Origin of the sequence: Pseudosporangium ferrugineum (genome assembly GCF_003002065.1) — a bacterium.
Classification (GTDB): domain Bacteria; phylum Actinomycetota; class Actinomycetes; order Mycobacteriales; family Micromonosporaceae; genus Actinoplanes; species Actinoplanes ferrugineus_A.
Map to the genome: position 1 here is coordinate 293354 of NZ_PVZG01000007.1, position 12631 is coordinate 305984.

At 70.6% G+C, this 12631-nt stretch carries 17 protein-coding genes, 2 tRNA genes and 1 other RNA gene; 6 read left to right on the plus strand and 14 right to left on the minus strand.

The window, feature by feature from the left end; genetic code table 11:
- Positions 1 to 37: 37 nt before the first annotated feature.
- An RNA gene (gene ffs / locus CLV70_RS17410) (signal recognition particle sRNA small type) lies at positions 38 to 134 on the minus strand.
- Between the two features lie 81 nt (positions 135 to 215).
- Between ffs and CLV70_RS17415 the strand changes: the two genes are divergently transcribed.
- A tRNA-Ser gene (locus CLV70_RS17415) sits at positions 216 to 303 on the plus strand.
- A gap of 101 nt (positions 304 to 404) precedes the next feature.
- Here the strand turns inward: CLV70_RS17415 and CLV70_RS17420 are convergent.
- From CLV70_RS17420 to CLV70_RS17470, 10 genes are all read right to left on the minus strand, one after another.
- Positions 405 to 1226: a hypothetical protein gene (locus tag CLV70_RS17420; RefSeq protein ID WP_106127553.1), complete on the minus strand. Its 822-nt coding sequence runs from the start codon at positions 1224 to 1226 to the stop codon at positions 405 to 407.
- A 3-nt stretch (positions 1227 to 1229) separates the two neighbouring features.
- Positions 1230 to 1745 (minus strand): hypothetical protein, encoded by a 516-nt coding sequence (locus CLV70_RS17425; RefSeq protein ID WP_106127554.1) that lies wholly within the window; start codon positions 1743 to 1745, stop codon positions 1230 to 1232.
- A 4-nt stretch (positions 1746 to 1749) separates the two neighbouring features.
- A complete protein-coding gene (locus CLV70_RS17430) occupies positions 1750 to 2706 on the minus strand; it encodes a hypothetical protein (protein ID WP_106127555.1) in 957 nt (318 codons plus the stop codon).
- Entirely contained in the window at positions 2703 to 3077 is a 375-nt protein-coding gene (locus CLV70_RS17435; protein ID WP_146164083.1) for a hypothetical protein, read from the minus strand. Before CLV70_RS17435 ends, CLV70_RS17430 begins: the two co-directional genes overlap by 4 nt.
- 101 nt (positions 3078 to 3178) lie before the next feature.
- Positions 3179 to 3631, minus strand: coding sequence for a hypothetical protein (locus CLV70_RS17440; RefSeq protein ID WP_106127557.1), 453 nt, complete (start codon positions 3629 to 3631; stop codon positions 3179 to 3181).
- A gap of 127 nt (positions 3632 to 3758) precedes the next feature.
- Positions 3759 to 4100, minus strand: a complete 342-nt coding sequence (locus CLV70_RS17445; protein ID WP_106127558.1) for an STAS domain-containing protein — start codon at positions 4098 to 4100, stop codon at positions 3759 to 3761.
- Positions 4101 to 4182: 82 nt separating this feature from the next.
- A complete protein-coding gene (locus CLV70_RS17450; protein WP_106127559.1) occupies positions 4183 to 4692 on the minus strand; it encodes a DUF6886 family protein in 510 nt (169 codons plus the stop codon).
- A 552-nt stretch (positions 4693 to 5244) separates the two neighbouring features.
- Complete coding sequence (locus CLV70_RS17460; protein ID WP_245908286.1) at positions 5245 to 5679, minus strand: universal stress protein; 435 nt, start codon at positions 5677 to 5679, stop codon at positions 5245 to 5247.
- Between the two features lie 5 nt (positions 5680 to 5684).
- The gene (locus tag CLV70_RS17465; RefSeq protein ID WP_106127562.1) at positions 5685 to 6911 is read right to left on the minus strand and encodes an SLC13 family permease; all 1227 of its coding nucleotides are present in this window, start codon (positions 6909 to 6911) and stop codon (positions 5685 to 5687) included.
- Positions 6912 to 6932: 21 nt separating this feature from the next.
- A complete protein-coding gene (locus CLV70_RS17470) occupies positions 6933 to 7319 on the minus strand; it encodes a ribosomal maturation YjgA family protein (RefSeq protein ID WP_245908306.1) in 387 nt (128 codons plus the stop codon).
- A gap of 231 nt (positions 7320 to 7550) precedes the next feature.
- Between CLV70_RS17470 and CLV70_RS17475 the strand changes: the two genes are divergently transcribed.
- A complete protein-coding gene (locus CLV70_RS17475; protein WP_106127564.1) occupies positions 7551 to 8072 on the plus strand; it encodes a tRNA adenosine deaminase-associated protein in 522 nt (173 codons plus the stop codon).
- A gap of 26 nt (positions 8073 to 8098) precedes the next feature.
- Positions 8099 to 8515: a nucleoside deaminase gene (locus CLV70_RS17480; RefSeq protein WP_106127565.1), complete on the plus strand. Its 417-nt coding sequence runs from the start codon at positions 8099 to 8101 to the stop codon at positions 8513 to 8515.
- A 6-nt stretch (positions 8516 to 8521) separates the two neighbouring features.
- Here CLV70_RS17480 and deoD read toward each other — a convergent pair whose 3' ends face one another.
- The gene (gene deoD / locus CLV70_RS17485) at positions 8522 to 9229 is read right to left on the minus strand and encodes a purine-nucleoside phosphorylase (protein ID WP_106127566.1); all 708 of its coding nucleotides are present in this window, start codon (positions 9227 to 9229) and stop codon (positions 8522 to 8524) included.
- 91 nt (positions 9230 to 9320) lie between these two features.
- On the opposite strand from deoD, the gene CLV70_RS17490 reads away from it, so the two are divergent.
- The 3 genes from CLV70_RS17490 (at position 9321) to CLV70_RS17500 (ending at position 10948) form a co-directional block, all read left to right on the plus strand.
- Positions 9321 to 9410, plus strand: a tRNA-Ser gene (locus CLV70_RS17490).
- 133 nt (positions 9411 to 9543) lie between these two features.
- Positions 9544 to 10380 (plus strand): alpha/beta fold hydrolase, encoded by an 837-nt coding sequence (locus tag CLV70_RS17495; RefSeq protein ID WP_106127661.1) that lies wholly within the window; start codon positions 9544 to 9546, stop codon positions 10378 to 10380.
- Positions 10373 to 10948 (plus strand): TetR/AcrR family transcriptional regulator, encoded by a 576-nt coding sequence (locus CLV70_RS17500; protein WP_106127567.1) that lies wholly within the window; start codon positions 10373 to 10375, stop codon positions 10946 to 10948. The genes CLV70_RS17495 and CLV70_RS17500 overlap by 8 nt, the downstream gene beginning before the upstream one ends.
- Before the next feature lie 8 nt (positions 10949 to 10956).
- Here the strand turns inward: CLV70_RS17500 and CLV70_RS17505 are convergent, their stop codons facing one another.
- A complete protein-coding gene (locus CLV70_RS17505; protein ID WP_106127568.1) occupies positions 10957 to 11526 on the minus strand; it encodes a DinB family protein in 570 nt (189 codons plus the stop codon).
- 34 nt (positions 11527 to 11560) lie between these two features.
- Complete coding sequence (locus CLV70_RS17510; RefSeq protein WP_106127569.1) at positions 11561 to 12562, minus strand: prephenate dehydrogenase; 1002 nt, start codon at positions 12560 to 12562, stop codon at positions 11561 to 11563.
- Positions 12563 to 12631 lie beyond the last annotated feature (69 nt).

A 12631-nucleotide genomic window follows, 5' to 3' on the forward strand; every position in this document is an offset into this window, starting at 1 on the left:
TCGAGGGTGTGACAAGAACAAACGGCGTGCCCCAGAAGTGAAGGACCCCCCGTGCACCCGCCAGAGCCCGCTTATCCTTGCTGCCTTCCGGCCCTGGGGAGGTTCACGGGGTACGCGCCGCACGAGGGGCTGTGGGACAGCCTACCCGGAGCCCCGGGACGCCCGGCGGGCACTCCCGCGGAAACCGGTTCGGACGGTTCTGTATCCTGTTCGACGGAGGATTCGCCTAGAGGCCTAGGGCGCACGCTTGGAAAGCGTGTTGGGTTCACACCCTCACGAGTTCGAATCTCGTATCCTCCGCCAGCTCTCACCAGGGCAGACGTGGAAGGCCGGACCTGACGGTCCGGCCTTCACTGCTTTCGCCGGGACCCCAGCGCCGTTGGTTTGTTCCGGGCGTCTCGCCCTTAGTTGATGGGTGCGTCGGTGCTCGTGGTCGTCGGGCGTGGGCTGAGGTCGCACAGGGAGGCCACCTCGGTCTTGGGGAGGTCGGCCTGCTGGGGGATGCTGCGCAGCGCGGTGTTGAAGGTGTTGGTGTAGCGGTTCTCGGAGGTGTCGCAGCCGGAGCCCTCCGGGTCGTTGGACACGCCGCCGCCGATGAGTTTTCCCGACGGGTCGCGCAGGATGTAGGACGAGCCTCGGGAGACCAGGTCGGTGCAGTTGGCCGAGCGGGCGTTGTAGGTGATGACCCCGGAGCCGTCGGCGTCTCGGGTGGTCTTTTCGGGGACGAGGGTGGTTGTCACCGGCGCCAGACCGTCGTTGCCGTCGCCGGCCGGCAGCCACCGGGTGACGACGGGCTTGATCGAGACGCTGTTCGCCGTGGTGGAGCGGGCGAGGCCCAGGGAGTCGCCGATCGGGACCTTGGCGCCGGGCAGGATGAGGGGGACTTCGAGGGTCTGGAATCGGCGGAAGACCTCGTTGACGACGCTGGCGCCGACGGGGCCGAGGACGTCGAAGGTGACCCGGGTGCGGTAGGCGACGCGGTCGCTCGGGTTCTCCAGGACCGCGCCGATGGTGACGGTCGTGCTGCCCGGCGATCGGACCTCGGTGTAGCCCTGCTCGGTGATACGTACGGTGGTGGTGTCGTTGACCGGCGCTGTCGACGGCGGGGTGACCAGGCGGCATTGGGCCTGTGGGGACTCGTCGTCGCGGGTCAGCAGGACCACGGCGACGACCGCCAGCACGACGACGACCGCTGCGACGGCGGCCGGCCAGATTCTGCCTCGCACTGGTCAGACCCCTTCGTGGCCGTAGTACTTGTTCGACAGGGCTGCGATCTTCGTGAACTGGTCGTTGATCAGCTCACCGGCCGCCTGGGCCGCGGCCTCGGCGAACTCCTGCTCGGACAGCGCCCGTACCGTACCCGGGCTGATGTGCACTTCCCATTGGCGCATGCCGACCGATTTGACCGCGATCCGGCCGTCGGGCGAGTAGCCGCGCGCCACGAGTTCGTCGCGTTCCTGGCGCCAGTCGAGGTCACGGGCGCTGATCGGAGGGTCTTCCCCGGTGACGGTCTCGCCGGCCACGTCGCTGAACGTCCGCCAATACTCCCGGGTACGGGCGACCCAGAGCAGGTTCGCCAGCGTGGCGAGCCGGCGTTCCAGGTCGCTCTCGTCGCACAGGTCGTACCAGCCCGGCAGGAAGGTCAGCGTCAGCCTGGTCCGGCCGTGCAGCTCACCGGTGACGGCGCCGTCCGGGGTGGAGGCCCGTACGCGCATGGCGTCGATCCGGTCCGCGAGCTCACCCATGACGTCACTCCGCCGTACCGAGGCCGGTGGGGCCGTTGCCGGTGACCGTCGCGGGGGTGGCGTCGGCCAGCGCGGGACGGTTCGACATGAACCTGTCGCGGCTGCCCGACAGCACCGAGTGGGAGGACGCCATCGCGTCGGCGATCACCCGCTCCTTGTCGTTGATGTCCTTGGCCAGCTCTTCGAGACCCCTGCGGACCTGTTCCACGATCGCCATCGCGTTCTTGCCGTTGAAGCGCAGCGGCTTCGGGTCCTCTCTCGGGATCGACCCCGCGGACGACGCGACCTCGCCGACCACCGTCAGGGTGACCGCCAGGGAGGCGCCGAGGCTCGGCACCGCGGCAGCCACCGCGAAGATCGATCCGACGACCGTGAGCAGGCAGGACGTCTCCTTCGGGTTGCAGTCGAGCATGGCGTCCAGCGACTGCTGGGCAGCGTGGGCCAGCTGGTCGACGCTTTCCCGCGCGGCCTTCCACAGGGCGCGCTCCGCTTCGAGGCCACCCTTCAACGTCAGCGCCATGGCGTACTGGTTCGCGGTCACGCCCTTGAACCGGTCGAGATAGTTGTTGCGGAACGCGGTCGCCGCCGGACCGCGCCAGTCCGCGACCAGGGTGCCGACCCGGTCCATGCCGCCCAGTTCCTGATTGACGGTCACGCCGACGTTGTTCATGACGTCCGGGGCGGTGCCGTTGTTGAGCGTGGTCGCGGCCGAGGTGATCGCCGAGATCGCCGGGTCGAACCCGGCCGGCACGGGCATGCCGAGGAACGGCGCGAACATCTCCGCCACGCCGGCGAAGCGGCCGGCGGTCGAGGTGACGACCTCCTGCATCTGGTCGTCGGTGATGCCCGAGCCGCCGTACCACTTGTTGCCGTTCTTCTGGAAACCGCGCTGCTTGAGGTCCATCTCGATCGCGGACATCTCGAGCTTCGCGGCGTGGTCCGCGAGCTGCTCGTAACTCACTGCGGCGTCCCCTCGGGGTGCGCAGCAATTACCGCGGGCTTCAGCTCCTCGAACTTCTTCGCCGCGACGCTGTCCGTGCCGGCGTACTCGTCGGCGGCCATCACCATCGCATCGCCGGTCAGGTCCAGGTTCTCCGCCGTCTCCTTGAGGACCTCGAAGAACTCGTCACGCAGGCTCTCCCAGGCCGGCTTCGCGGGACCGTACGGGCCACCGAGCTTGCCGTCGCGATACCAGTTGTAGCCGACGGTGTCGGCCAGCAGGAGTTGCCCCGCGGCCTCGCGGATCTGCGCCGCCACCGGCTTCAACTCGTACTGCCCGGCCTCCCACAGGTCCACCAGATCAGCACCGAGCTCGTCACCGCTGTGCGGCATCGTGACCTCCCCCGTCACCACGCATCGACACCCGTCAGGACGCGACGATACCGCAGGCCCTGAAACCCCAGGCCACACGCGCGCCAAGACGCTGGTACGGGTCAGACGCGACCGGTCAGGCCGAGGTTCTTGCCGCCCGCGTTGCCCTTGGCGTTGACGTACGCGCCGAAGGTCAGGGTCTTGCCGAAGCACACCGACCAGGTGTTGCTCCGGACGTCGTGGCCGGCGCAGTCCCAGGCGCTGATGCGCTGGGTGTTGGCCCAGTCCCACAGCTCGACGTGGCCGCCGATCCAGTACGCGCCGGACAGGTTGTTGCGCACGATGATCGCGGCCTGGGTGGCGCCGCCACCGGACGATCTGATGGCGCATACCTGGGCGCCGACGCCGCTGGTGATGGCGACCGTGCCGTTGCACTTCCAGGTGGCGGAGCTGGAGGTGATCGGGTTCCGGTTGCCGTAGTCGGTCCAGCTTCCCGCCGCCGCCGACGCGGGCGACGCGGAGGCCACGTTCAGACCGGCGACCGCGATCGCGGCGACGATCGACGCCGCGAACACGCGGCCGACCCGCGAACGCCCAGGGGCGGCAACCGACCTGGCGAGCCTTCGGATCATCTTCATCGGTCCTCTCAGGGGACGACGGGGGCGGGAACGGCATGAATGCGCCGCACCCTACCCGCTGCCGTCAGATCTGGGCGGCCGCGATGGCGTCGTCGACCTCGGCGAAGATGGCGAAGTAGCGGCTCAGGCCGACCGTGTCCAGCAGGTCGACCAGGAAGCGGTTGGCCCCCGCGAAGCTCATCCAGCCGCCCCGGGCCGTGATCACCTGTTTGGCGGTGACGAAGGCGCTGAGGCCCACCGAGTCGCAGAAGTGGAGGGCCGAGAGGTCGACCACGATGCGGGGTACCGGCCGTTCCAGCAGCTGCGCGAGGAGGTCGTGGAGTTGGGCGGAGGTGTCGGAGTCGAGCTCGCCCTTGAGTTTGAGCACGGCTACGTCGGTGCGATGGTCGGTCACGGTGGCGTGCATGGCATCGCTTTCGGCCTGGTGGGAGGAGGTTCCAGGGTAGGTGTGGCCGAACAGCTGATGGCGCACAAAGCGTCCGTCCGGATCACGCGGAAGCATCCGCATTGCGCATGCGGATGCAGCTGAACTGGAGCGATGAGGCCGCGACGAGGTCGTGCAGTTTCCAGAGGCTGGGCAGCAGGCGGAGTTCGATGCCGGCCCGCTCGTGCAGCGCGAGGAGGTCGCCCACCGGCTCGGGCGGGCCGAGCGGCTGCACCGCCTCCGTCGCCACCATCGCGTACGGGTCGGGGGTCCCCAGGGGACGGAACGGGCGGGCGTCGAAGCGGTACGCGTACAGCAGCACCGTCCGCAGTCGACCCAGCCAGCCGTACTCGATGGCATGCACGCGGTGGTCCTGCAACAGGCCGCGGTCGGCGACCGTGGTGCGCGGACCGGGCCAGGCCAGGACGCGCGGGCAGTCGCGGGGGAACCAGTACGCGGGAGCCTGCTCGGCGTTCAGGGCCCACACGTACGGGCTCAGTGAGCCGGGCGGCGCGAAGCGGGTGATGTGCGGATCTTCGGAGAAGTGCAGGACCTGACCGGCCGGTGGGCGCATCAGGACGGTGTAACAGATGCGGGCCGGACCCCGAAGGGTCCGGCCCGATCAACGGCTGGCCGTGAGAAGGATGCGTGCGGCGCAGCCCGGCTCCTGGCGTCCTAGAGCTGACGCCACTGCCAGCGTGGACCCCGCCACGCGTCTGCCAGGATCAGCGCGGAGGCCTTTCCCGGACACTGCTGCACCTTGGATTTGCCCTGGGGGCCGCCCATCTGGGCCTCGACCTCCCAGACATCTCCGTCGGTGCGGACGTAGACGTCCCGGCGCGCAAGTCGGACGTCACCATTCCACCAGTGCTTCTCAACTCTCACGTGTCGACCTTATGACAACTGACCGCGACTCTGCGCGATGCGAATCTGTGAAAGTTTTTCGACGGCAGGACGGACCACATTGTCCGATCCGGTGGTTTTCGGCCGCGAGACTTGCGGGGAGGTGCCCGTATTAGGGCGGCTTCCTAGCCGGCACTCTCAGTAGTTGTCGCTGGTCGTGGGTCCGGGCTCGATTCGACGAAACGGTACCGACACGCATCCGTCATCTGGCCAGCGTATTTGATCATGGAATCGACGCGATCCCGGGCGGCCCGTCCGGCCAGACCAGCAAAATACGACACGGTGCGTGATCAACGACGAAGCGGGTGCGGTGCCCGAGACTGCGCGGCCCGAGCCGGCTCCGGTCCCCGTCACGGGCCAGGATCAGCAGATCCGCCCCAGCGCAGGCAGTGACTACTTCCCGTTCCGGCCGACCACGCAGAGTGAGCGTTTCGACCTCTCGGCCGAGCCGTTCGGTGGCCGCGTCCACCAGCCTGCGTTCGGCCGCCGCGAGCAACTCCCCCGGGTCCGCCCCGGTCACCCGTCCGAGGAGCCCCGCCGACCCGCTCAGCGCCGCCTCGGTGTCCACGTCCACGACGTGCAGCAGGGTGATCTCGCCGCCGAACTCCCGCGCCGCGTCGGCACAGGCCTGCCACGTGCCCTCGGTCAGCCACACCATGACCTTCACAGGCCCGACACTCGCAGACTCAGCCACAGTCCCGCCACTCCCGCGACGAGGCACGCCGGCACGGTCAGCGCGCCGAGCCGCAGGAACTCGCCGGTCGCCGGCGGATGCCCCCGGCCGTGCAGGATCTGCCGCCACAGCAGGGTCGCGAGCGAACCCACGTACGTGAGATTCGGTCCGATGTTGGCACCGAGCAGGACCGCCAGCACGAGGCCGGGCGAGTGCGCGGTCAGCGGCAGCAGCATGAGCGTGGCCGGCAGGTTGTTGAGCAGGTTGGCCAGCACCGCCGCCAGCCCCGCCATGAGCAGCAGCCCGAGCAGGTCGGCCCGGTGCGGCGCGACCCGGTCCACGAGCGCCCCGAACGAGCCGCGGCTGACCGCCAGCACGACCACGCCGAGGGCCAGCACGAAAAGACAGAACCCCGGATTCGCCTTGCGGACGAGCGTCCCGATGCGCTCCTTGCGGCGTACGGCCAGAGCGAGCGCCCCGATCAACGCCACCCAGGCGGGGTGCACCCCCACCGGACCGGCGGCCGCGAAACCGGCGAGGGTGGCGCCGAGCACCGCCAGCGCGAACCGCGGCGGATCGGGCCGGGCGACCGGGGCGGGCTGCGCCGGCGTGCCCAGGTCGTCGGCGAAGAAGCGGCGCAGGATCAGGTACTCGACCGCGATGACCGCCAGCCACGGCAGCGCCATGAGGCCGGCGAACGACAGGAACGACAGGCCGGCCGCGGACATCGCCAGCAGGTTCGTGAGGTTGGAGACGGGCAGCAGCAGGGACGCCGAGTTGGCCAGGTGGTTGCAGGCGTACACGTGCGGCTTGGGGCGTACGGCCAGGGTCGAGGCGGTGGCGAAGACGACCGGGGTGAGCAGCACGACGGTGGCGTCGAGGCTGAGCGCGGCGGTGACCGCGGAGGCGATGACGAAGACGATGCCGAGCAGCCGCCGCGGCGAGCCGTGACTCCACCGGGCGGCGATCGCTCCGGCGTACCGGAAGACCCCGGCCTCGTCCGCGAGATAGGCGAGGAGCAGGACCGCCGCCAGGAAGGCGACCGTGGGCCCGAGGCCGGCCAGTTCCCCGAGAGCGTCGCGCCACGGCACCAGCCCGGTCGCGACGACGATCACCGCGGCGGGCACGGCCGCGACCGCCTCGGGCAGCCCGCGCGGCCGCGCCACGGCGAACCCCAGGACGCCGGCCAGCAGCACCAGCGGCACGACAGTGATCACAAGTGCAAGACGGTGCCCCCGTCAGGCGCCGCGCAAACCCGGGCCCTCGGGACGCAGGATCAGGCACGCGACGACCAGCGGAACCACGCCGACCGGATACCAGGCGACGTCGGCCCAGTCGAACTCGCTGCCCAGCACCAGCCGTGCCACGAGGCTGCGCTCGGAAAGATCGGCGGGCAACCCGGTGAGCTGCGCGAACTCGACAAGCCAGCAGAACCCGACCGCGACCAGGCCGGCGGGAACCGGGCTGGTTCCGGGGCGAAGAACGAACACACCGACATAGACGAGCGCCGCGTAGAGCATCGTGCCGGCGGGCTGCGCGATCAGATCTGGGGCGTACACGCGGACCAGCAGGCCGGCGACGAGGACGAGGCCGGCGACTCCGAGCGCGGTCAACCGACGTCGCATCACCGGGTCATTGTGTCGGCGGGGGACCATCGGTGGGGCCGCTCCTCGGCCGGAAGCGGGGTGATCGGGCCGGGACGGCAGGCTGCCGGCCGTGTGCCACGGTGGGGTGCGGTGGCCGTACGGTGAAAAAAGCGAGACCCACCACTTGTCTCCTTCGGGGCGTGGCGCTGCACTGGAGCCGATGCAGCAGCTACCGTCACTCGCTGAGAACAGACGCTCGTGGGGGTAATCGTGTCGACTTTCGCTGCCGCCGTCGCTCGGGGCAAGAACGGCTGGACGGCGTCGGAGCTGGAGCTCGCCGGGCTGGCCGACATCGATGAGGTGGTGGACCGGCTGCGGGATGTGGAGCCCGACGCCGACCTGTCGCTGCTCTTCGTCGAGGCCGACGATCAGTATCTGGTCATCCTGCGGCTCGACGAGATCGAGGACCTGCGGGTCTTCGGCTCGGACTCGGCGTTCGCCGACGAGTCGCGGCTGGGGGCGCTGCTGCTCGCGGACGTGGAGACGCCGGCGTTGGAGATCGACGAGCTGGCCTCCGGTGGCGGCTCGGACGACGACGAGGACGACCGGCCCGCCGCCGACCCGGACGCCGACCCGGTCGGGGACGTGGAACTGCTGGCCGACCTCGGGGTCAGCTCGCACCGGCTGCTGACGCTGTGCGCGCTCGAGGGCATGATGCCGTCGGACGTCACCGCCGAGATCTGCCAGAAGCTCGGCTGCGGCGACGAGCTCGAGGAGCTGCGCGAGGCGTGATACCGGGCCCCCGGCACGAGACGTGGATGCGGCGGGCGCTGGCCGTCGCGTCCGCGTTCCCGGAGGACGTGCCCGTCGGCGCGGTCGTCTACGACGCCGGCGGCAACGAGCTGGCCGCCGCCGGCAACGAACGGGAGGCGACCGGCGACCCGACCGCGCACGCCGAGATCCTGGCGCTGCGGCGGGCCGCCCTGCTCACCGGCAGCTGGCGGCTGTCCGGCTGCACGCTCGTGGTCACCCTGGAACCGTGCACGATGTGCGCCGGCGCGCTGGTCCTGGCCCGCATCGGCACGCTGGTCTTCGGCGCCTGGGAGCCGAAGACCGGTGCCGTGGGCTCGCTCTGGGACGTGGTGCGGGACCGGCGCCTCAACCACCGCCCGGAGGTGTATTCCGGGGTGCTCGAGGCCGAGTGCGCCGCCCTGATGCGCGACTTCTTCCGTTAGCTCCTGTCAGGCGATCGCGGTGTCGAGGCCGATCCGCACCATGTCGGAGAAGCCCTGCTCGCGCTGCGCGGAGTCCATCTTCTCGCCGCGCTTGATGTGGTCGCTGACGGTCAGGATGGTCAGCGCCTTCGCCCGGTAGCGCGCCGCGATGGTGTAGATCGCGGCCGACTCCATCTCGACCGCGAGCACGCCGTAGTCGGCGAGCGAGTCGTACAGGTCGGGCCGGTCGGTGTAGAACGCGTCGGCGGCGAGGATCGGGCCCACCCGCAGCGCGACCCCCCGCCTCTCGGCGACGTCGGCGGCCGTCCGCAGCAGCCCGAAATCGGCCACCGGCGCGTAGTCGACCAGGCCGTCGAACCGCACCCGGTTCATGTTCGAGTCGGTGGCCGACCCGATCGCCGCGATCACGTCGCCCAGCTGGAGCTCCTCGGCCAGCGCCCCGCACGACCCGATCCGGATCAGCGACGTGGCGCCGTACTCGTTGATCAGCTCATGCGTGTAGATCGACGCGGACGGCATGCCCATGCCCGACCCCTGCACCGAAACGCGGACCCCCTGCCACGTACCGGTGAAACCCAGCATCCCCCGCACCTGCGTGTAGCAGACCGGATCGGTCAGAAAGGTCTCGGCGATCCACTTCGCCCGCATCGGATCCCCGGGAAGCAGGACCCGCTCGGCGATATCGCCCGGCTGCGCGCCGATGTGCACACTCATGCCAGCGATCCTGCCAGGCCGCGACCTGCCCGTTCACGCTTGGGGGTAACCCGGCGGCGGAGGTCCGGACCGGTCGGGTAACCTACTTCGCGGTGGTGTGTCCGAGCGGCCTAAGGAGCACGCCTCGAAAGCGTGTGAGGGTGCAAGCCCTCCAAGGGTTCAAATCCCTTCACCACCGCCAGCAGCAGGGCAGACGCCCCGCACCTCGATCGAGGTGCGGGGCGTTTTTCTGTGTGGCCTCACGGCGATTGACGTCGTTGGCTAATGTCGTTAGCCTCTAGCTAATCGCATTAGCCAGCGCCGTGGAGGACGTCATGACTGAATACCTGGACATAGCCGGCAACACGATCGCCTACGACGTGACGGGGCAGGGGCCGCTCGTGGTCCTGGCGCACGGCATCGGCGACAGCCGCCACTCCTACCGCTTCGTCGCCCCGGCGCTGGCCGCCGCCGGCTACCGGGTTGCCAACGTCGACATCCGCGGTTGCGGGGACTCGAGTCTCGGCTGGGACGGCTACAGCCGTACCGACATCGCGGGTGACCTCGTCGCCCTCGTGCGCCACCTCGGGGGGCCGGCCGTGCTCGTCGGCCAGTCCATCAGCGGCGGGGCCGCGACCATCGCGGCCGCGACCGCGCCCGACCTGATCCGCGGGGTCATCGAGTTGGCGCCGTTCACCCGGGCACAGTCCCTGGACGTCGGCGGGCTGCTGCGGGTGAAGCGCTTCCGGTCCGGGTACTTGCAGCTGGCGCAGGTCATGGTCCGGGGAAGCCTGGCGAGTTGGAAGAAGTACCTCGACGTGGCGATGCCGACCAAGCCTGCCGACTGGGCCGCCGAGCTCGGGCGCATCGAGGCCAAGCTCAGCGAGCCCGGCCGGATGAAGGCGTTGCAGGCCATGTGCAAAACCAGCCCGGCGGACGCCGGCGCGGCCCTGCCCAAGGTCGCCTGTCCGGTCCTGGTCGTCGAGGGCAGCCTCGACCCCGACTGGGCCGACCCGCGCGCCGAGGGCGAGAAGATCATCGCCGATCTGCCCCGAGGGCTCGGGGAGCTCGTCGTCATCGAGGGCGCCGGCCACTACCCGCACGCCCAGACTCCCGACCGGGTCCTCGAGCTCGCCCTGCCCTTCCTGAGCCGGACGCTGGCCGATGCCTAGGCCCGGGCTCACGACGGCCTCCGTCACCGAGGCCGCCGCCGAACTGGTCGACGAGATCGGCTTCGAGCAGCTGAGCATGGGCGTGCTCGCCGAGCGGCTCGGCGTCCGGACCCCATCGCTCTACAAGCACGTCGCCGGGCAGGCGGACCTCGCCCACCGGATCGCCGTCCTGACCCACCACCAGTTCGCCGACGCCATCCGGGACGCGATCCAGGGCCGGGCCGGCGGCGAGGCCCTCGCGGCCGGAGCGCAGGCCATGCGGAAGTGGGTGCTGGAGCACCCCGGCCGCTACACGGCAGGCAACGCCGCCAGGGCGAGCGGCCCCGACGACCCGCTCGTCGCCGCCGTCGAGCGGGTGGTGGCCTCCTGGGCGGCCATGGTGCGCGGGTACAGGTTGAACCCGGCCCAGGAGATCCACGCGCTGCGCATGATGCGCAGCGCGTTGCTCGGATTCGCGACCGTGGAGGCGGCCGGCGGCTTCCAGTTCGACGCGGCCGTCGACGACAGCTTCACCTGGATGATCAATTTCATCGATGAGGGCCTGCGAACCATCGCGGCCGGCCCCTGACGAGAAGGTCAGGCCGGCCGCCACTTGCGCATCCAGGGGGAGTCCGGCCAGTTCTCGGCCGCCGCCATCAGGGGGTACGCCGTGCCGCCGTCGACCGCCTCGCGGATGATGTCCGCGTGGCCCGCGTGCCGGGCGGTCTCCTGGATCAGGTGGAGCAGGACCCAGCGCACCGACCAGTTGTCGACGTCCTTGGGGTTCCACGGCACCGAGTGGTCGACCGGCACGTCCCGGCCGAGGTCCGGGATCTCCGCGATCGTCTTCTCGGTGTGGGCGGCCACCGCGTCGTAGCGGGCCAGGACCTCGTCGAGGGTTTCGGTGTCCGTCAGGCTGAAGTTGGTCTCGTAGGCCTGGTAGTCGACCGGGCGGGGCTCGCCGCGGACAACGGCGATCCAGTTCTCCTCGGTCGAGGCGCAATGCTTGATCAGGCCGCCGACCGTGAGCGGGCTCGCCGTCGGGGCGGCGCGCAGCTGGGCCGGGGTGAGACCGTACGCGGTGAGGCGCAGGACGTAGCGCATCTGAGCGAGGTAGGCGAGGAGGCCTTCGCGTTCGTTGCTGACGGGACCGACCTGACCGGGCATGACCGTTCTCCTGTCCTCGGGTTACCCCTCGAGACTAGGAGCCCTTGCGGTCAGTTTCCGGCCGCATTCCCGTGGCTTCGGCGGCGATTCCGGTGACCCAGCCTCCCGCGCGTCCGAGTTCCAGGAGCGAGGACCGGTCAAGAGCCAGGCTCACGGGTACGCCCTGAGCAGCCGGCCAGCCCCGCCGCAGCTCCCCCGCCCGGTGCAGCAGGGGCGTGAGGGCGCCGACCGGATCGGGTTCCGCGAGGCGCCGGGCGTACCCGGTCAGGTCCTCGATCACGCCGGGGAGCACCCGGCGCACGGCGGCCTCGTTGCCTCCGCACATGGCGGCGATCAGCTCGGCGCGGGTGGCGGCTACCCGCGTACCGTCGCGGAACGAACCGGCCGCGAGCGCACCGGCGAGCGGATGCCCGTCGATCAGGTTGGTCAGCGCGGCGGCGAGCAGGTGCGGGATGTGGCTGATCCGCGCGACCGCCTCGTCGTGGTCCTCGGCGGTAGCCGGCACGATGCGCGCGCCCAGCGGGGTGAACAGCCCGGCGAGCCGCACCCAGTCCGCCAGCTCCGTCTCGTCCTCGAGGCACAGCACCCAGGCGCACCCGTCGAACAGGTGCGGGTCCGCGGCGAGGAAGCCCGACTCCGCCGTGCCGGCCATCGGGTGCCCGCCCACGTACCGGAGATCGCCGAGCAGTGTCCGCACCGGTCCCTTGACCGACGTGACGTCCGTGACCAGGCCGTCGAACCCCGCGAGCTCGGCCACGACCTGCGGCAGGGCCGGCAACGGTACGGCCAGCACCACGACCTCGGCGCCCTCGACGGCGGCCGGGATGCTGTCGGCGACGCGCCAGCCACCCTTGATCCCGACCGGGCGGGTCTCGGGGTCGGCGACCGGCGGCGCCTCGGCGGCGCGGGCGAGGGCGGCGGCGGCCCGCCGGGTCGCCGCGCCGATGTCGTAGCCGGTGACGTGGTGCCCGTGGGCGGCGAGGGCCCGCAGCAGCGAACCACCGATGAGACCGAGCCCGATGACCGCGACGTTCACGCCGGTGACTCTCGCACACGGCGGCACATCAGCCGTACGGCCATGGGACTTTTGGTCCGTTTCGTCACT